Source organism: Lacrimispora sphenoides JCM 1415 (assembly GCF_900105615.1).
Classification (GTDB): Bacteria; Bacillota; Clostridia; order Lachnospirales; family Lachnospiraceae; genus Lacrimispora; species Lacrimispora sphenoides.
On sequence record NZ_LT630003.1, the window covers coordinates 3,325,798 to 3,346,214 of the forward strand.

The 20,417-nt window shown below is 43.1% G+C and carries 13 protein-coding genes, 1 pseudogene and 1 other annotated feature (1 of these 15 running past the window's edge); of the genes and pseudogenes, 2 read left to right on the plus strand and 12 right to left on the minus strand.

The window, feature by feature from the left end:
* Positions 1-202: a binding site (T-box leader), on the minus strand; it reaches 55 nt to the left of the window's first position.
* 88 nt (positions 203-290) lie between these two features.
* On the minus strand, positions 291-6,293 hold the full coding sequence (locus tag BMX69_RS15010; RefSeq protein ID WP_100042790.1) for a fibronectin type III domain-containing protein: 6,003 nt from the start codon (positions 6,291-6,293) through the stop codon (positions 291-293).
* A 435-nt stretch (positions 6,294-6,728) separates the two neighbouring features.
* Between BMX69_RS15010 and BMX69_RS15015 the strand changes: the two genes are divergently transcribed.
* Positions 6,729-7,358: a hypothetical protein gene (locus BMX69_RS15015; protein WP_100042791.1), complete on the plus strand. Its 630-nt coding sequence runs from the start codon at positions 6,729-6,731 to the stop codon at positions 7,356-7,358.
* Between the two features lie 90 nt (positions 7,359-7,448).
* Positions 7,449-8,657 (plus strand): winged helix-turn-helix domain-containing protein, encoded by a 1,209-nt coding sequence (locus BMX69_RS15020; RefSeq protein ID WP_100042792.1) that lies wholly within the window; start codon positions 7,449-7,451, stop codon positions 8,655-8,657.
* A 149-nt stretch (positions 8,658-8,806) separates the two neighbouring features.
* Here the strand turns inward: BMX69_RS15020 and BMX69_RS15025 are convergent, their stop codons facing one another.
* The 11 genes and pseudogenes from BMX69_RS15025 to BMX69_RS15080 form a co-directional block, all read right to left on the minus strand.
* Positions 8,807-9,724 carry an ABC transporter permease gene (locus tag BMX69_RS15025; protein WP_100042793.1) on the minus strand — a complete coding sequence of 306 codons (918 nt, stop codon included), beginning with the start codon at positions 9,722-9,724 and terminating at the stop codon, positions 8,807-8,809.
* On the minus strand, positions 9,708-10,778 hold the full coding sequence (locus BMX69_RS15030) for an ABC transporter permease (RefSeq protein WP_100042794.1): 1,071 nt from the start codon (positions 10,776-10,778) through the stop codon (positions 9,708-9,710). Before BMX69_RS15030 ends, BMX69_RS15025 begins: the two co-directional genes overlap by 17 nt.
* Positions 10,775-12,331, minus strand: a complete 1,557-nt coding sequence (locus tag BMX69_RS15035; protein ID WP_100042795.1) for an ABC transporter ATP-binding protein — start codon at positions 12,329-12,331, stop codon at positions 10,775-10,777. The genes BMX69_RS15030 and BMX69_RS15035 overlap by 4 nt, the downstream gene beginning before the upstream one ends.
* Positions 12,332-12,418: 87 nt before the next feature.
* Entirely contained in the window at positions 12,419-13,546 is a 1,128-nt protein-coding gene (locus tag BMX69_RS15040) for a BMP family ABC transporter substrate-binding protein (RefSeq protein WP_100042796.1), read from the minus strand.
* 17 nt (positions 13,547-13,563) lie between these two features.
* Entirely contained in the window at positions 13,564-14,466 is a 903-nt protein-coding gene (locus BMX69_RS15045; protein WP_054791124.1) for a nucleoside hydrolase, read from the minus strand.
* A 167-nt stretch (positions 14,467-14,633) separates the two neighbouring features.
* On the minus strand, positions 14,634-15,329 hold the full coding sequence (locus BMX69_RS15050) for a Crp/Fnr family transcriptional regulator (protein ID WP_100042797.1): 696 nt from the start codon (positions 15,327-15,329) through the stop codon (positions 14,634-14,636).
* Positions 15,330-15,823: 494 nt separating this feature from the next.
* Positions 15,824-16,204, minus strand: coding sequence for a hypothetical protein (locus BMX69_RS15060; protein ID WP_054791120.1), 381 nt, complete (start codon positions 16,202-16,204; stop codon positions 15,824-15,826).
* A gap of 616 nt (positions 16,205-16,820) precedes the next feature.
* A pseudogene (locus tag BMX69_RS15065) lies at positions 16,821-17,075 on the minus strand (pyridoxal 5'-phosphate synthase lyase subunit PdxS); the annotation flags it as partial.
* Positions 17,062-17,883 (minus strand): MurR/RpiR family transcriptional regulator, encoded by an 822-nt coding sequence (locus BMX69_RS15070; protein ID WP_100042798.1) that lies wholly within the window; start codon positions 17,881-17,883, stop codon positions 17,062-17,064. The pseudogene BMX69_RS15065 and the gene BMX69_RS15070, both read right to left, overlap by 14 nt.
* Before the next feature lie 553 nt (positions 17,884-18,436).
* On the minus strand, positions 18,437-19,216 hold the full coding sequence (locus tag BMX69_RS15075; RefSeq protein WP_025234765.1) for a DeoR/GlpR family DNA-binding transcription regulator: 780 nt from the start codon (positions 19,214-19,216) through the stop codon (positions 18,437-18,439).
* A 121-nt stretch (positions 19,217-19,337) separates the two neighbouring features.
* Positions 19,338-20,378: an alcohol dehydrogenase catalytic domain-containing protein gene (locus tag BMX69_RS15080; protein WP_054791116.1), complete on the minus strand. Its 1,041-nt coding sequence runs from the start codon at positions 20,376-20,378 to the stop codon at positions 19,338-19,340.
* Positions 20,379-20,417 lie beyond the last annotated feature (39 nt).

Sequence of the window (20,417 nt, forward strand, 5' to 3'; positions counted from 1 at the left end):
GCTGTTTACCTCTTTGAGTACCTGATGCGATACTCTAGCACAATAACGGGTGCGGGAATCCGTCGCAGCCTACTTGGCATCTTAGCCGTTTGGTGCGAAGCTCAAAGATGTATTCGCAATCCGTATTCCACGCGCCTCTCATCTGCCGGCTGCTTTCTGTGTGGTACATCGTACTGCTACTTGTTCTTATCAACGCTTTTACTTGTTTATGAAGTTATTGACTAGTATATGTTGTTTTGTTTTATTTGTCAAGAGTGGTTTTTTTATTTTTTATCTGTCCGGACATGATCCTATTTTACCCAGGCTCCATTCTCATTAACCCGGTATCCGTCTGGCGTAATCGTATTCATCAGGCATTCTCCTGACTGATTCAGATAATACCATTTGTCATGGACTTTGATCCAGCCCACCGCCATAGATCCGTCAAGGTTCATGTAATACCATGTTCCGTTCCACATCACCCAGTCTGTTTTCATTGCACCGTTCTGGTCCATAAAATACCAGATTCCGCCGACTACATTCCAGCCGGTAGCCATGTGGCCGGTCAGTCCAAAATAGTACCATGTTCCGTTTACCTTTACCCACTCTTCCTTCGGATACGATCCATCCTGTCTTTGGAAGCGCCAGCCTTCTCCATCCTTTTTCCAGCTTCCCTTTGTCTCATCAGACCGGTCTTTTATGCCATAGTCTCTGTCTGAGTCAGAACCGCCGCCGGTATTCTTTCCCGGCTCTGGTTTTGGCTCCGGCTCCGGTTTTGGCTCCGGCTCCGGTTTTGGCTCCGGTTCAGGCTTAGGTTCCGGTTCTGGCTCCGGTTCCGGATCGTTGATTCCCGGCAGATCCGCACCTGCACCTGCCATCCTTATGACACTACCCTCTGCCGGACGAAGGAAATCGCCGAATACGATTCTTCCATTAACTCTGCTAAAGCACTCCGCCGGATTTAGGGAAAGGAAGTTATCGGCTGTTATGGCATTCATTCCTTTCTGATAAAAATAATTATTGCTTATTTCTCTGGCTGCAATTTTATCATCGTATACTTTATCAAGGGAGGCACTGTAGGATGCGGTACGATATGATACATTATTTACCACAGTGCCGTCGGCTGTTAAATTTCCGTCTGAATCTGTCTTATAAGGACTTGGGCGCATGATGATGTTAAAACGCCGGTTATCAAAGGAGGTATTATTTTCGATGGTCAGTTCTCCCGGATTAAAATTATCTGTAATTCCATCCAGATTATTGTGGAATGCCACACTGTTTCTTAAGATGCTACTGACCTCCCGGCCTTCTCCTCCCAGCTTGAATCCATTGTTCCCATTATTGTATGCCACACAATTTTCAATAATGGTCCTTCCGTTGGGGCCGTCGGACAAGGTATTGTACAGATCCCAGCCATCATCCGCATTATCATGAGACACGCAGTTTATAAAGCGGTTATCATCGCCGGAACAGGATTTTGAGGCAAATCCGTCGGCATTGATCCTTGAGCCGTCAATGTTTTCATAAGACTCACAGTTTTCAATCAGGTTATAGGAGGGCCACAATGTCCTGCTGCCCCGTGACTTTGTGATCGTAAGGCCTGCATCACTGGAAGTGTTGTGGATCAGGGAATCTTTCATCACATTGTGACTTCCGTGAATCATCACGCCTCTGCTTCCTTCCACATTCTTACCGTCCACATCAAGACCTGTTACATCCCAGTAATCGGAATCCAGAACAAAGATCTTTCCGCTTCCTGCTATTTTTACCGCGCCTCTTGCAGTCAGTGCTTTCCTGGCATTTTTATTTCCGGACGAACTCATGGGAATCTGGAACGGTCCGTACGTTCCTTCTGCCATGTAGATCGTTCCGCCGGGAACCAGTCTGCTTATCGCTGACTCCATAGACATGGGCGCCTCCATAGTTCCGGCTCCGTATTCACTTCCGTCAGGAGCTGCATATAAATCATTCCCATAGCTTTCCTTTTTCACGCGGAAGGTCTGCACCTTCTCTTTTCCCGCATCAGCACCTTCGTTTGGTACAAAGCCCAACTTGAATTCTGCCTCATCTCCTGTGATAACAGCCGGGCAATTGAACTGGACCCCTCCTGTGACTTCCTTATTTGCCGCAATGACCGCTCCGTCCTGGCTTACAGTCATACGGCCGGACTGATTGGTAAGAGCCTGAACCGTATAAGCAGAGCGATTGGTATAGGCGGCAGATGCCACATAAAGTGACGCAGATTCATCGTCTGGAGCAATATAAGCCGGTGACTCATCTGCCTTTTCTACATCGCTTAACACCAAGGAGATATTTTTCACCGACATACGGGCATTTCTTGCGGCAAAGAATCCCACGTACATGATATCTTTATCCAGATGAGCCACAATGTTGGGGGTAACATTTTTATCCGTAAAGGTATAGGTGCTGACCACATTTCCCTCTTCATCAAGATGAGAAGCCTTAAACCCTTCATCCGTCCGCTCCAGACGTAGCATCATCTGGGTCCCATAGAAATTGGACGAATAGGGGGCATCTTCCGGCGCATATTTTTTATCTGCTTTTGATACGGACTTTTCAAAGGTTGCCGTTGTTTTTACGGACTTAAGATTTCCTGCCGGGCTATTGACACCATAGCGGGCTGCCGCCAGTAAGTTTAAATCCGCATTCAGGGTTTTTCCCGCTGATCCTGCATGAAGTATTACCATATTTGAAGCAGCCGGATATTCCTCATAACCTTCTTCTAAGGGGTCCTTTCTGGGAGAGCCGTTTATATCGCGGACCATAAGGCCTGCGCCCTCCTGCTGGTTTGGATTGGTCCCATTCTCCGGTCCCATTTGCTCTACGATGACATCTGCGGTCAGACTGAAATTCTTATTGGCAGGTACCTCTGCATAATAAAAGGTTAAACCGTCATGTCCTGCCTGCAGCTTTCCGCCTCTTGATTCAATGACAACATCCTGTACCGGTCTTCCTTCCATACCCAGGGGTTCACCGGAACCTACCGGCCAGGTGCAGTTGACTCCCACTTTATTGTCCAGTACATTGGAACTGAAGTTCAAATCTGTGGATTGTCCAAATGCCGAGGATCTCCAGAGAACTTCCTCTTCCGGTCCGTTCCAGCTTCCTGCCGGGCCGCTGTTGGTCCAATGGAACGGGCCGCTTCCATTCAGGGCTTTCCACCAGCCGTCTGCTGCTTCTACACGGAATGTGTGATGCTCCGCCGGATCCAGTCCTGACACCGCAAAGGACGTATCCTTCGTGGTATAAGCGCCGTTGACATGATTAAAGTAATCCCCTTCAGTTGTATAAACGGGCTTTCCATCTGCATAAACACGGTATGCGTAAATACCTGATTCGTCCTCCGGTTCGTTCCATGAAAGGATGAAATCATTGCCGGATAAGGATACCTTTAATCCACTGCTTTTCCATACCGGCGCAAGGTAATCGTAAGCCCTGGTTGTTTTTACGGTTTCTTCCTCGTACTCATAAATCTGCTCCGAGTCCGTAAACGCCTCCAGATATACATCGTTTCTGTCCTCCAGCATACGGCCGACGGTCATGCTGATCTCTTCCGCTTCTGGTTTCTCAAGCTGGTAATTATAAACGGTAGCCGCAAGTTCGCCGTTTACATAGGCACGATAACCCCGTATTCTGGAATCCGCTGCCTTCGCGGATTTGAATTTGGCAGTTCCCCAGGTGTACCCAATTCCGCTGAAGGCGATTTTACCATCTGCCGGTTCTTTGACTTCCGGGTCTTCTCCTCCTGATGTGGTCCAGTCATATAGGAGCCCCAGCACCTTATTTCCCGGAGCATCGACTGCATATACTTTAAACACATAAGTCATGTCAGGGGAAAGTCCACCCAATTCACAGGAAGTACCGGTCACAGGCTTGGTTACATCGATCAATTCATCATTTAAGTACGTCTCAACAATATAGCCTGTGATACCACCGATGCCGGTCTCCTGTTCCCCGTCTTCAGCCGCAGGCCATTTTAGTTTCACTCTTCGTTCCGATCCGTTTCTTGAGGCCTCGGACGCACTGGCGACCGTCAGAACATCATCCGACCATACCGGCTTTGCCATGGCATCGTAGGAAACAGTGGACTGAGTCGTGGTTCCCGTAAAGCTTAAGTCATTGCAGAATTTTACGGATCCCCATGCCTTGTAATCAGAAGCTGCCGCGTCATTGTCTTTTTTCTCAATTCCCCTCCAGTTCATGGCCACATTGTGGAAGACGGCATTGGAAACACCCGCCAGCGATTCCGAGCTTTTTGCCAGCGACGGTTCAATGTTAGTAAACGTAATATCCTGGAAATACAAATCATGGTGGGTATGCCATGGCTGGAACATCTTACCATAATCCACAGATGCCGTTATTTCGAACGTATTCTTTGTAATGGTATCAGCCGTAATATTGTACGCGTCAATCTCATGGAACTCCGCCGGTTTGTCTGCCGGTTCTACCGTTACGGCCTGATTGGCGTCGGAGTAGGAGGTACTAAACGTAAATACCTGTTGGGCATCCCCTACGGCGCAGTCGCGGATCAGAATATCAGATACCCCGCCGCCGTTTACAGGAGCGCTTTTGAAGCGGAATGGCATATCACTGTGGTTTAATACATTGTCCTCCACCAGGATCTTACCAATGCCTGCACCAGTGTGGCTGCCTGCCGCAATGGCACCTCCATGGCATTCACGGAGGAAATTATTAAAGGTCCAGATATTGCTTGAAGGCCTCTGATCCGTATCCTGCACGCCCTTGCCCATACCGGTGGCAAAATTAACCGCATCATCGCCTGTGTCGAAGAAATTGTTAAAAACCATTGCATCCTGGGTATTGCCAAGCTCAATTCCATCCCCATTGTTTGCATCGTATGTAATGTACTTTACATTTTCAGAAACTACATGTTCACTGTCAAGGACCGCAATGGTATGGTTTGCAGGATTTTCTACTGTGATTCCTTCGATATAGACTCCATTCACTCCCCGGAGAACGATCAGATTTGGCCTCATGGCATAAGCTTCACTGTCGTTAAGTCCCTTTCCTTTTCCCATATCATAGGCACTCTTTGCCAATATACCAAAATTGCTGCTTCCGGAAACCTTGCTGTTGCTTCCTGCCACCCAGTTCTTCAGCGCATATTTTTGAAGCTCTGCTTTTGTCCAGTCAGGATCACCGCTTTGTCTTTTCTGAAACGCCGGGGAATAGCCGTCTCCGCTAATGGTGCTGCCGGAACCATATTTCCACCCGTTTCCATAAACCGTACCTTTTCCCACAATACGGATATTTTCAAACAAACCGTTTTCATCTGCGCTGTAGGCATTGATCAGGGCCCAGGACCTGGTATCGGTAGAATAAGGGTATAAAAGATAATTCTGGTCATAGTGGCCCACATTAGGCGAACCAAAGAGAACCGCTCCCTCTTCCAGTTCCAGAGTCATGTTGCTCTTTAAATACAGAGAACCGGACATATAGATCCCTGACGGAATCACTACCTTTCCGCCTTCATTGCAAGCATCAATGGCGCTCTGGATTGCCTTTGTATTATTTACTATAAAGGCATCTGTTTCCTCACCGCTGGAGGTGAAGCCTGATTCTACCGGCTCCGCTCCATAATCCCGGATATCGAATACTTCCGGCGTACCAGTCGTAGACCAGACGACAGAGGCCTTGTCCCCAAGCTCTGTCCCAGCTGCATCCACAGCCACAACGGAAAAAGTATAACTGGTATCCGGTGAGAGACCGTCCGCCCGGAAGGTATGGATATCTGTCTTTACCATATCTATCCCCTGGGCATCGTAATAACCATAAAATGCGTTCATATATGTATGGGCCCAGTCCGCATGCTCCGCGAAATTACTTCTTGCGTCTCCTATCTTTACCTCATCACAATATACATTGTAATTTGCCACATCCCCGTAATTCTCCGGCTTGTCCCAAACCAGAGTCATGGATGTATCATCATAAGCCAGCTTAAGTACTCTTACATTTGTTACATCATAGCTTCCTTCCGATCTGCTGTAACGGCTCTCACCCGTCAGTGAAAGCTCTGCATTGGATGGAGAGGCAGCCGCAACCGATGGCGTAGCCACAGTCTCCAGCACGGAGACCTCCCCGTATGCCTGGGAAGCATCGGCACTAGATGGCGTGGCCGCCGCGTTGGACGGCGTTGCTTCCTTAATGCCATCCAGAGCTGAGGACAACTCTGCATAAGCAGTCCCCCCACCGGATGCTCCAAACTGGGGCAGCATTGCCACGGCAAGGAATACAGCTAATGCCTTCCTGTACCGCTTTAATAAAGCATTCATATTTGTTCCCTCCCAAATGGTAGTGTAAGCGCTTACACATAAATATTACAGCGAAGAAAATTATTAATCAACTACTTCTTTCCTATCATTCCAAACTTTGTAAATAAATCCCAACTTATATTAGTATTTATCACTAAAATATCTAGGTTTAACCAAAATTTTGCTAATGCTTTTTTATATATTTCTCAATTTCTTTTGGTTATTATTATGGGTTTAATACATGGTTAAGCGCTTACATCATTCGACATTTTTTTTATTTTAAAGATGACCGTTCCGATTTTCTGCGACCGCCCGACTAAATCCACCACGATGTCAAATATATAAAAAAAGACTAAAAGACGAGGCTTCTCATTATCTTCACAATTATGGTATAATCATTTTATAAGGTATGGATAATATCAAGTTATGGATAATATTGTTTTCGGAGGTCTTTATATGATAGAAAAATTGGCCTGCAAGCTGGGACGCAATGATGAAATACCAAATATTGAATTGGCTGAATATCTGTGTCATCACAATGATTCTGCCGGAATTAGGGAAATAGTTGACGGATTCAAAGGTACAGATAGAGCAGTTGCCAATGACTGTATTAAGGTATTGTATGAAATAGGTGAAAGAAACCCAAAATTGATTTCTGATTACGCAAATGAATTTATTTCCTGTCTGTGCTCAAAAAACAATCGATTGGTATGGGGAAGTATGATGGCATTAGCTAAGATAGCGGAGTATGCTTCTCAACCTATTTTTGAAAAATTATCAGAAATTAAATCGGCTTATGAAGAAGGAAGCGTTATCACTGTTGACAACAGCATAAGCGTATTTGCAAAATTGTGCAAAGCTAACGGCAGCTATGCGGAAACAGTCTTCCCAATAATCATAAACCATTTTCAAAAATGCAAACCCAGAGAGGTGCCCCAACATGCTGAACGGGCGGCAATCTGCTTTAATAGTGAAAATGCAAGTGATTTTATTAAAGTTTTAGAAGAACGGAGATCCGGCTTAACACCGCCTCAGCAAGCTCGTATCAATAAATTGCTGAAAAAACTTCATGCCCTGCAGCAATAACACACTGCTCCGTAAAAAAAGGAAGTTTAAACATTACTATATCAAAAAAGAGTATCATTATGAAACTGGTAATTTACCGGGAGGAAACCTATGATCACTTTAACTAACAAACAGGCAAGGCATTTTATGCTTCTCAAACACGGGCTGCTGGGCGATTACAAATTTAACGGGAAACAGGGCACCTTTGATTTTGTGCGCCAGACAGGCTGTATTCAATTTGATCCGGTTGATTCCTGCGGAAAGAATGCGGAACTTACCCTGCAGTCCCGTGTCAAAGGCTTTACAAAGCAAACACTTTACGAGCTGTTGTATAATGACCGAATGCTTGTGGATTATCCTGATAAAAATCTTTCCATCATTCCCACAGAAGACTGGCCGTATTTCGAACGTTATCGGAATGCTGCACGAGAAGGCGGACGGCGTTTCAAAGAACTGAAGGAGTTGGAGGCAAACACGAAAGATTACATCCAGGCAAACGGAGCGGTCGGCTCTGACAGCCTGCCCATAAAGGGCAGTATACACTGGCACTCTTCCATTCATTGGAGCGGTAATTGGAGCGGCGATACCAATGCGTCACGGGCGGTACTGGAGCAGTTATATTCTACCGGTGAGCTGATCATTCATCATAAGAAAGGTTCAAGAAAGTATTACGACCTCACCCATAAGTATTTGCCTGCCGAACTCCTCGACATTCCTGACCCGCTGCCGGATGAATTTGAACATCAAAAATGGCGTATTCTTCGGCGGATAGGCGCAGTAGGGCTTCTATGGAATCGTCCTTCCGATGCTTGGTTAAATATTTGGGGGCTTAAGACTCCTCAAAGAACTGAAATGTTCAAAGAATTGCTTGACGAAGGGAAAATTCTGCAAGTCAGTGTAGAAGGCATAAAGGATATTCTTTTCTGCCAGGCAGAGGATTTTTTACTTATAGAAACGGTATTAAAAGCCGATACCTTTAAACCCCGCTGTGAACTGATTGCACCGCTTGACTGCATGATGTGGGACAGAAAGCTGATCCGTGCATTATTTGGCTTTGAATACACCTGGGAAATCTATACTCCGGCTGACAAACGTAAATATGGCTTTTATGTTTTACCGATGCTTTATGGCAGCAGTTTTATCGGACGTGTGGAAGCAGTCGCTGACATAAAGAAGAGTACACTGGTTGTAAAAAACATCTGGTATGAAGATGGAATCAGGCAAACAAAGAAGCTTCAGGCAGCCGTTAACGGCTGTATGAAACGGTTCGCTAAATTTAATGAGTGTGATGTGATTGATTATGCATATCTGGAGGCATGACAGACAACATTTATATCTCAATGCCGGCGTCTGGATACCTGGCAAAGAAATCGTAGATTACCAAAAATGAGGATGCATGCAAAGGACCCCGTTGCATGTATCCTCATTTTTATTATTAAGTATCATATGGCTGATAAGCTTAAAATCTATTAAACATCTTTATATCTTTTATAAGTTTTTATAGAAAAAATTGCCAAACCCATCAAAGTGGCAAAATACGGTATTGTTTTTACCAAATCAGACGGTAACCCCATGGATGCAGCTACATTGGAAAACGCATCTGCTATACCAAATAATACAGAAACAGCCGCAGAACCTATAGCAGTCTGTCTGCCCATTGCTTCTGCCGCCAGGGCAATCCAGCCTCTGCCACTCACCATATCTCTGGAAAACCATGATACATATCCCATAGACATGAATGCGCCGCCAAATCCACACATGATACCGCTTAGCAGTAAGGCGGTTGCCTGTGTTTTAACCACACTGATGCCAACGGATTCCGCTGCTGTTTTCTTCTCACCGACCGCACGTATATGGTAACCAAGAGCGGTTCCTTTTAATAGAAAATAAGTAAAAATAACAGAGAATATGGAAAGATAAGTCAAAACATTATGTCCTGAAAGAATACTTCCTAAAACAGGAATATTCTCAATGACCGGAATTCGAAGAACAGGCAGGGTCTTACTGGCTAATGCCACACTGGTTCCTTTATCATGAGCTGTCAGATAAAGGAAAAACACGGTTCCGCCGCTGGCCAGACTATTAATTGCTATGCCCCCTAATATAATATTTGTTTTATAATACAGTGTAAAAAAAGCTAATATTCCGGTAAAAAAAACAGCTGCGGCCAAGGCCATTAATAAACCGATAAAAGCACTTTGAGTTAAAAAGCTAAAATACATTCCTGCAAATGCTGCAATCAGCATTAAACCCTCCAGGGCAATATTGGGTACCCCCGCCACATCGGAAATAACCGCTCCCATTGACGCAAAGAGCAAAGGAGTTGTAACTCTGAAAACTGAATATACAAAATCACTTGTGAATATTGAATTAGAAAACTCCCTCATTTTTAACCTCCCCGATTTTCACATCCTTTTCAATCCAGGCTTGCTTATACTTATGCAAAAATTTTTCGGCAGATATTAACAGAATAATCAGGCTCTGTAAAATTGCAATCATTTCTGTGGGCACATCTGCAAAACGATTTACCAGATCCGCTCCGACCCTTAAATATCCCACAAATAGAGCTGCACCAACGACTCCGAAGGGATTGTTATTTGCCAGCATTGCAATCATAGCTCCATCAAACCCATAACCAGGAAGTGCGGTCCATTCGAACCTCTTATGCAATCCCAGACATTCCACAATCCCACCGCATCCGGCGACCGCACCTGCAATTACGTGTACGAGAATAATTACCTTTGTTACGCGAATACCTGAATATTTCGCAAAACGGATGTTAGTTCCCGTAGCCCGCACTTCGTATCCGCCTTTTGTTTTATACAGAAAGATATAAATAATGACGACACACAAGATTGCTATTATAAGGCCCAGATGGACTCTTGTTCCGCTTATGACCGTCGGCAGCAATGCCGCTTTACGATACTTATAGGATACCAGCGATGACACGGAAGGATCACGCATAATATTGTTTAAAATATAACAACCGATTCCGTAAGCAATATTATTCATCATCAGGGAAGTGACCATTTCATTTGCACCGTATTTTGCTTTTAGAACGCCAGGTACCAGCATGACCAAAATTCCGGTAGCCGCCCCTGCGGCTATACAGACAAACGGAAATATATAAAAGGGAAGCTGGAACCAGATAGCGACCAGAGAGCCTGCAATTCCGGACATAAAGAATACTCCTTCGCCCCCAAGATTAAATAAACCTGCTTGAAACAGCAGCGCCATAGAAAGTCCTGAAAAAATAAGAGGAATTGCAGTTTCTACTATATTCCCCAAATATCTTCTGGAAGAAAGTGGTTGTACGAGAAATATTTTAATGGATTCAACGGGTTGATCGCTTACAAATAGGATGATGATGAACGCAACCAGCATTGCAGCAATCATGGAAACCGCTGTTCTTAGCATGTTAAAGGTTCTTTCTCTGCTCATTCCTGGTTTACCGCCTTTCTGACCTGTTCCGCCCCGTGTCTTTTGATTCCCAGCATATAAAGGCCCAGCTTTTCTTCATCCAGTCCCTCTGTATGATCAAAGTAAGCGACGATTTCTCCTTCATACATGACAGCGACAACATCTGATAATTTCAATACCTCACTTAAATCCGCTGATATTAAAAGTACTGCACAGCCCTTTTCGCTGAGTTCCACTATTTTCTTATGAATAATGTGTGCGGCGCCAATGTCCACTCCTCTAGTCGGCTGTTCAGCAATCAGTATATTAGGCTCATCTCCACATTCCCTTGCAACTACTACCTTCTGCATATTTCCGCCTGAAAGCATTCCTACTGGCTGGTGCCCGCCGGTACATCGTATTTCATAGCTCTTAATGTTTCTTTCAACAAATGCGTGAATATTCTTGAAATTTAAAAAACCGTGATTGCTGAATATCTTTGAACTCAAACGATTGGATATCATATTTTCCCTGATGGATTCACTTGCTGATACTCCCTGATCAAGCCTGTCTTCCGGAATATAACCGAACTTTGTTTTTCTGATGTCAGAAACCTCATAGTTTTCTATATTTCTCCCCTCAAACAGAATCTTTCCTTCCTGAATGCGTTTGCGCTTTGTCATTAAATCCACCAATTCTGCCTGACCGTTTCCCTGAACTCCTGCTATGCCAAAAATCATGCCGCTTTTGACTCCAAAGGAAATATCTTTAAGGACCTGTACGCCGCTTTTATCTCTATAGGAAATTTCGTCTGCATTAATATATATTTTTCCAAAATCTCTTTTTTCCTTTGCTATCGATGTATCCATTTCACATCCTATGATCAGATTCGAGATTTCCTGTTCTGTAACATGTTCACATTCATAGGTTCCTATCGTCTTTCCGCTTCTCATTACGGTAATCCGATCTGATATCTGCTTGATCTCCGGTATTTTATGTGATATGAAAACAATCGTATGCCCTTGCTGCTTCAAATTTTCCAACTCATCAAATAACTGCTTTGTTTCCTGCGGTGCCAAAACTGCTGTCGGCTCGTCTAAAATGAGTATTTCGGCGCCTCGTGCCAATGCTTTTAATATTTCCACTTTTTGCTTCACGCCTACCGGAAGATTCTTTGTTATTTCTTTTGGATTAACCTTAAGATTGTATTTCTGACTTATTTCATCGGTAAACCGCTCCGCCTCCTCCTTATTTACGAACAGATATTTCTGGGGTTCCATTCCTAAAACAATGTTTTGAGCAACAGAAAAGGAATCCACCAGCATAAAATGCTGATGTACCATTCCAATCCCTTCCCCAATGGCCTCCTTTGAACTGGAAAAGCTTACCGGTTTCCCTTTTAAGATCATACTCCCCCGGGATGGAGCCTCCATCCCGAACAGGATTTTCATTAATGTGGACTTTCCCGCACCGTTTTCTCCCACTAATGCATGTATTTCCCCCTTTTTTAAATTAAAAGACACATCAGAATTCGCCACAACGCCATTCCCATACACTTTGGCAATGTTATTCATCTCTAATATATAATCACCCATATTGTTCACCTTTTCTTTATCCGAACGCTTTTATCGCAATCCGCCCGCTGCTTGCTCATAAGCAAATGCTGCTTTACGGTTCAAATACTACGGGCGCACATCATCCCTTATCTTGCTCACTTCTTCTGTTGTCAGTCCGGTCGGATCGGTCAGTTTGACTTCTCCATTTATTACTTTATTTTTTAACTCCTTTATCTGCTCTCTTGCAGCTTGTGTCATTAACTTTTCATAGAACTCATTTTCTGCAATTCCCACTGCCCCTTCTTTAATTCCGTAAAAACCTTTGCTTCCATATTTCACTTCGGCATCCATGGCCTGCCGTACGATTGTAACCGCATTTTCAGGAATGTTTTTGATCGCAGACGTGATGATTACATTCGCCATATCCGGACGGGAATCTTTTAACGACTCTGCTTGGTCGGAATCAACTCCAATGACAAATTTCCCTTTCTCTACTGCCCCGTCAATGACTCCAATACCTGACTGTCCCGCCGCCGCAAAAATAACTGATATTCCTGAATTGTAGAGAATCAGTGCATTTTCTTTTCCTTTTGCAGTATCTGTAAAATTGCCCACATAGGATGCAGCAACCTTTATATCCGGATTAATTTCTAAAGCCCCTTCAATATATCCCACTAAGAATTCATTGATTCCCGGGATATCCATTCCTCCCACAAAGCCAATGAACCCTTCATTCAGTTCTTTTGCTTTTAATGCCGCTGCTGCGCCAGCCAGATAGCTCATCTCATTATTCTTCGGAGCCATAATATATACGTTGGAAGGGATCTCTTCCATTTGTCCGTCTAAATTGATAAACTTTTGTTCCGGATACTCTTCTGCCGCCTGTGTCAGTGCATCATCCCCGTTACTGGATACGGTAAGTATGAGATCATACCCCTTCTCACATAAATCCACATAAGCTGAATAATATTTCGAGGCATCACGTCCGGCTTCCACATAGTCTACCTTCATGCCAAACTCTTTTTCTAAAAGGCCGATTGCTTCAAAGGATGCGTCAAAAAAGGATTTATCACCTAAATTACCCGGTATCATCAAAGCCACCTTATAATCGGCTGAAGTTCCATCAAACGTTTCACCGGTCGTTTTCGCAGAATTGTTACCAGCCTCCTTTTCCGGTTCCGGTGCAGAGCAGCCCGTAAATAATGTACTCATCGATAAACACATTGCCAAAATCAAAGCTATTTTCTTTTTCATGATCGTACCTCCTGATTTTAATAAATTCTCTCTTTTACAATGCTTCTAAATTTTTCTACATCAATCAATTCCGCATATTTAAAATCCTTCTCAACTTCCACATGCAGGTCATAGGCATTTGTTTTAAATACGATTGCACCTCTTGTATTTTCTCCGGAAAGTTCCACATTAAAATCATTCTGCCTTAAGCTCACAACCGTCGGATCCAAAAGATATGCTATCAGCAATGCATCATGAAAGGTGACGGGATATCCCGTCTTTTCCCGGAAGATTTCTGCTCCTCTCCTGTAATATTGCATCCTTTCGTTTCCCGGCGGGCATAACTTCTCCAAAAGCTCTTCTGAGATTCTGCAGTATTTTGTGACATCAAGTCCAAACATTGTCAGATGCTCTGCGTAGTCCATAACAATTCTTGCCGCCTCCGGATCACATCGGATGTTCCATTCCGGGGCGCTGCTTGAGAAAACACCTCCCATGGCTATGATATTTGTCTGCTTCATGATGTCCGGAGCTTCATAAAAAGCCTTTGCAAGATTGGTCATGGCACCCATTTCTACAATTGTAAGATCAGGGTTTTCTTTTACCTTCTGAATTATGAATTCCGCTCCGTTCATCTCCTGATATACCGGATACTTCCTCCCTTTTCTCAGAATCTCATATTGAATTGGATCTTCTTCAAAATCAGGTCTTTCTATAAGGGGGATACTGTAACCTGCACATACTTCAATTCCTTTTTTTCCATATTGCTCACATAGATCCAGTACCATTTCCGCCCTTTTATAGGTGTTGTGATAAACAGTTGTAATTCCGACAATCTCAAATTCCGTTGAATTCAGCGCCATGATCAGCGCAGCGGCATCATCTGTATCATCGCCCAGGTCTGTATCAATCAGAATTCTTTTTCCAGTATTATTGGACATACCTCATACTCCTCATTAATTTACAAAAATATTTTTGTTTCGTACTGTACGTGATGATTATATGGTAAATTTGCTATTTCAGTAAAGGTCATATGGCTTTTCCTTTCCGGATTCCAATAAAAAAATTGCCACAAATCGCTTTTCATTCCAAGCAATTTGCGGCAATTTTACCGAATCCACAAGTTATCAAATAAGATATCATACTTTTCTTTTGTAATAATTAACTTTTTACGTATTGAATTTATTTCTTCTCTGTCCTTCAGCTTACGGAGGCTTCTTCCCACAGTCCGGAGGCTGATGCCCACACTATTTGCAATATCCTGGTATTCTGCTTCTACAGTTACTGTATCAGTTGTTTCTTTTTTATGTGCATCATAATAATTAACTAAATAGTACCGTACCCGGTCCAATCCATCTAAATAATAAAAGATACCGTCATTCCCCGATCGTTTATATAAATCATCTGATACCAATGCCAGGCAGCGTCTTAACATATCGATATGATTCATTACATATGCATAGATAGCCGCAGACTCCATTCTGACGGCTTTAACCTCCGTCATACTGATAATAGTTGCAACATATGCATCTTTACGCGCAAAAAGTTCAAGCAAACCGATACTTCCATTATTTTTATCTATCTGGAAATAGTTATATTCATTACCATCAGAATAATTTCTCGTTCCTAAAGCAATTCCCTCTTTAATAAAATAGATATATTGGGGAAATTCTCCTTGGGATACGATAAATTGTTTTGGCGCATAGGTGATCAATTCTCCTCTGCTCTTCATCTCATCTGGCAGTACAGAATAATTGAACTCTATTTCCTTCTCGTATTTCTCCCACTCCTTCTTCAAGTCCATGAAATTACCTCTGAATTACTCTACATATATTTAGTTAGCAGATGGAGCTTCATATAACCCATTATAACCTCACAAAAGTTGATGGCTACGTAGGTTTTAACGTATTCCACCCTTATAAGTCTACGTGAATTATTATAGCTGATACGCAAATTGGTGTCAACTTTAGGAAATTTTGATCTTACCCTCTTGTTGTTGAAATGCTTCTTTCTTTTTATCATCTGTAGCTTCGGCACAAACATTCAACGTCACTTCAAAAGGGGGTGTTTTAGACCTTTCCGAATTCACCTAGATATTTTGGAATTTATTTTTATTATTTTTGTCGAAAAATTTGAGCTGTTAAAATTAAACTAGTTACATTAAATGATAAAGTAAACAGACACACTGTAGTATTATAGTTAATTGAAAATGGTGTCAACATCATAAGGCTTGTTGCAATATAACTGATAGGCACTGAAAATAATGATAGAAGTACATGCGGTAAATATTTTTTCATTTTACCAACCTCTAACGCCGCCCGAAGCATAATATTCTACATACTTCGTAACATCGTAATTATGATAGTTTCCACTAATTTCTTTAATTGAAACAATAAAGGAAGTGTTTACAGCAACAGTGCGATTGCTGTCCAAGTATTCGTACTGCCAATGTACATTATTGACACCAGTATAGTTAACATGTGGAGTAACTAAGAAATCATGCACTTTCGAAAAACGTAGCGCCTCAAACTCTTCTTGAGAATCTACTTCCAATACTATTCCTTCTGGCTCAGCAGTGATTGAATGTGTTTCAAAATTTGGCATCTCTTTGGCAAAAGCTACGTTAAATAGAGAAAAAGATAATATGACAGATAAAAATACTGCACTAATTTTATACATTAATTCTCCTTTCCAACATCGTTATTTATTCTATACGTAAACTTGAAAGTTTTTCAAGTTCTCTTTTCATAGAACCTATTTTAGCTACTAATTCATTGTAAGAATCCTATCTTATAAATCTAAATAGTGACATCTTTGGATTTTTACAGTGCCCCAAATAGTCCAATGGAATCACCTCTTTCTACTAAAACAGTTAATAATATATAATTGCCCTATTTCTTCGAACATAAAATTCACTATCCCAAAAGACAATCATACTCCATCAACAAAACCAGCTTTTATTGTTTAATCAAATAAAAAAGCGACCATTGGTGTATTGGAAAATTAGCACTTGTAATAAGACCACAAGCACATATCCAATCAACTACCAACGACCGCTTACTGCTATCGAATTTCATTGATGTTAAAATTAATCACAGTTTAAATGATAAACAAGGATAATTAATATTCATTATTCTATGCATAACGTTAATAATAACGCTCCTTAATTATCATTCTTTACTTGACACTTATATTATACCAAAATATTTCCCCAATAAATGTTTTTGTAATTGACGTTGCATTTTTCTGCCTAAGCGTTGATTATTTTTATTTATTAAAATTCCGACTCTAATACTACAATTTCCGTCATTTTATAACTGATCTTTATTACCACAATGGCGGCGGCACGTTTTTCCGGATTGCCGGACTTAAAAATACCAGAACCCACAAACACACCTTCCGCTCCCAACTGCATCATCAGTGCGGCATCAGCAGGAGCCGCCACGCCTCCGGCGGCAAAGTTCACAACAGGAAGTTTGCCGTTTTGTGCCACCCATTTCACCAGATCCAATGGGGAAGCCAGTTGCTTAGCGGCTTCAAATAATTCTTCCGACGGAGAAAGCACTTCGCTTTCGTCTATGGGCAGATTCATATCCCATCCTATCCGACAATGCCACAACCAGCCCATCTACTACAGCAATGGGGGCAGACATGGAATGGTATTCCTTTTCCTCACCCTGGTAAACATACAGCTGTATATCAGCTTTTTGCTTATCCGGTACATATAGCCTGCTGGTAAAAGCCAGCGTATGGTATGCAGCTATTTTCTGATACTTAAGAATCATATTCCCCTCCCGGGAAACTCTGGAAATATTAAACATGATGACAAGGTCTCCTGCTCCTGCCTGTGCCAAACCCTCAAGCACCTCTGCGCCACCGGATGGGAGAAGCACCACAGAAAGCCCAAGGCGGCGCAGGCGGAAAAACAAAAGCTGTCCCAGAGAGAATGAGGCATTTTTAGCATAAATAAAGATGCACTTTGCCTCCTGAATCGACCTAATAGCACACTCAAACTCCGATGGATCCAGCTGCTCCAGGGTCTTTTGTAAGCAATGCAGCTGCCTTAAGAGCCAATTTTGCAGTGTAAATTCCGTCTCCTGCAAAAGCGGTGCAGCTATTTTTTGTACCGGCCTATGTTCCGTACTCTGCTGTATTACTACATGCTTAAGCTCCTTAAAATCCTTACAGCCCACATGACGTGCAAAACGGGAAACCGTTGCATCCGACAGTCCTAAAGAGGCTGACAGCTGCCCGATGGTCATAAACAAAAATACGTCGGTATGGCTGCTGATATATTCTATAATTTTTTGGTCTGCACTGGTCAGTTCTTCCGGCAAAACTGGAAAATGCAGCTGCATAAAGCCACCTCCTTTGCACTGCAGTCTTCTTAATCATGCAGCCTTATTGTTTTACTTCCAGTATAAATGCACTATGTAAATTTATCTATCAAACTGCAGTAAAATGAAAGTAAACTTTCTCAAAACGCCAATATGAAGGACAATTCATGTAAACGTTAATACATGTCTGCTTCTTATTGTTTAAGTGGCTATGTGGGATACGAAAAGAAAGAAGAATGGAGAAAGGGGACTAGATATGATAGAAGATATAAATGAAGGAAGGGGCAGTTATTCCCCGTTATGGAATATGAAATAAACTTTGTCAAATACGCCATAAAAGCTGTTATGTGCTATCCGAAACCAAAATGGTTTGATGAGAAATTTTGAGTTAATTAAATTGGGGGTTAATACGGGAGTATAAATATTTTCTGCACTTACAATATCGTGCGAAAAAAACATGTAGATATAGCTTTGCCAGGCTACAGTTTTTATTATATACCACCACTGTAGCCCAGCTTTTTTTAGAAATAATTGGTTGAGATGAACGTGTAAATTTCCTTTGCCGCAATCCCTTTTATTCAGCAATCACCAATTCAATACCACTATCTTCTATGCTTTCTTTATATGCCTTACTGATCGCCCCATCCGTAATGATCACATCAATCTGATTGCTTTCCGCAAAGGTCACAAACGAATTCCGGCCGATTTTATCACTGCTTCCCAGGATGAAAACCTTATCCGATATAGATACAAGCAGCTTTTTCATCTCCGCCTGTCCTACATCCGGGGTTGTCGCTCCCTTTGCCAGAGTAAAACTGTTTGTACCCATAATTGCCTTATCCACAACCAGATCCTGAAACGGTGCGGTACCAAAGCTGCCTATGGTACAATTATAATGCTTGCGGATGACACCTCCGATGAAGTAAACCGTAACATCCTCAAACTGGTCAAGCAGAGCGGCAATGCTTAAGTCGTTGGTCACGACGCGAAGATCCTTTTTCGTACCCAGATGCTTGGCAAATGCATAACAGGTACTGCCCGTATCCACCGCAATCGTATCCCCGTCGTCAATGAACGTTACCGCCGCCCTGGCTATCGCCTCCTTGCATTCGGTGGCTTCTCCCCGCTTTTGCGGTTCTATCTCAAATGCCGACTTGGATATCCGCATTGCCCCGCCATGGGTCCTGAGCAGAAGCTTTTCGTTCTCCAGATCTCTTAAGTCGCTTCGGATTGTTGCACCTGATACATTGAACAGTTCACTTAAATAGGCTACCGTCACCTTCTCGGTCTCCTGCAGTAAATTCAAAATCATCTGCTTTCGTTCTTCCATAAATACGGTTTCTTTTTCATTCATTTGGCTTCACCCCTGTTTTTACTATATCTAATATACTATAAATAACCGAAAAAATAAAGTAAGGAGAAGGCCAATTGTCAATCGGATATCCCCAATCCGCTTCGCTTCTTGCTTGATGAGGTTAAAATCGGATCACATGCTTGAGCCCGCTGGATTTTACCGCTTCAGTAAATGCCTTCTGATAGTCCCCGATCTCATAGACATGGGTAACCAGTTGCTTTAAGTCGATGACACCGTCTGCCGCAAAATCCAGGACTTTGCGGTACTGGCTTAAGCTGGCTCTGGTGCTTCCATGGATACTGATCTGCTTATAGTGGATCAAGTTTGAATTGATTGAAACCATCTCCCGGTCTTTTGGCAGGCCTCCAAAGAATAAAACTCTGCCGAATAAGCCAGCCAGTTCGATGGCCATGGACTGCATTTCTCCAGACGGGCAGGCAACAATAATCACGTCCGCCCCCCGGTTTTTCGTGAGATGCATCACCGTCTCACGCAGGGAATCTGCCTCTATGGTATGCATATACGGATACAGTGACTTGCAGTAAGCCAGGCGTTCTGCGGACAGGTCATTCATCATGACCAGCCCTGCTCCCTGCATCTTTGCCAGCATTCCATGCATCAGACCGATCGGCCCTGCTCCGATAACCAGCACTTTATCCCCTGGTTGAATTCCTGCCTGCTCCTGTCCGTTATACACACAGGAAAGCGGTTCTGCCACAGCCGCTTCGTCAAAGCCCATGTGGTCCTCCAGTATTTTTATATTTCCCTGGATAACCGCAGCTTTCGGAATCCTGACATATTCGGCAAATCCCCCGTCTAAGTTGATTCCAAGCGCCTGATAATCCGCGCACAGATGGGTATTGCCGGACACACAGCTGTCACAGGTTCCGCAGCCCATATTAGGGGCTACGGCAACCCTCATGCCGGGACGATAGCCCCGTACATGCTTACCGACTTGTTCAATGATCCCGCTGATCTCATGTCCGATGATCAGCGGATGATCCTTATCGATTCCTGATGCACCGTTTTTGTACATCCGGATATCGGTTCCGCAAAGCGCTGCACTCTTTGTCTTTATCAGAACTTCATCCCCGGATATTTCAGGTACTTTTACGTCCTCCAGACGCAGATCCTCTTTTCCATATAATCTTATCGCTTTCATAAATACTCCCTTATATTTCTACACTCTCTGCTTCTGCAG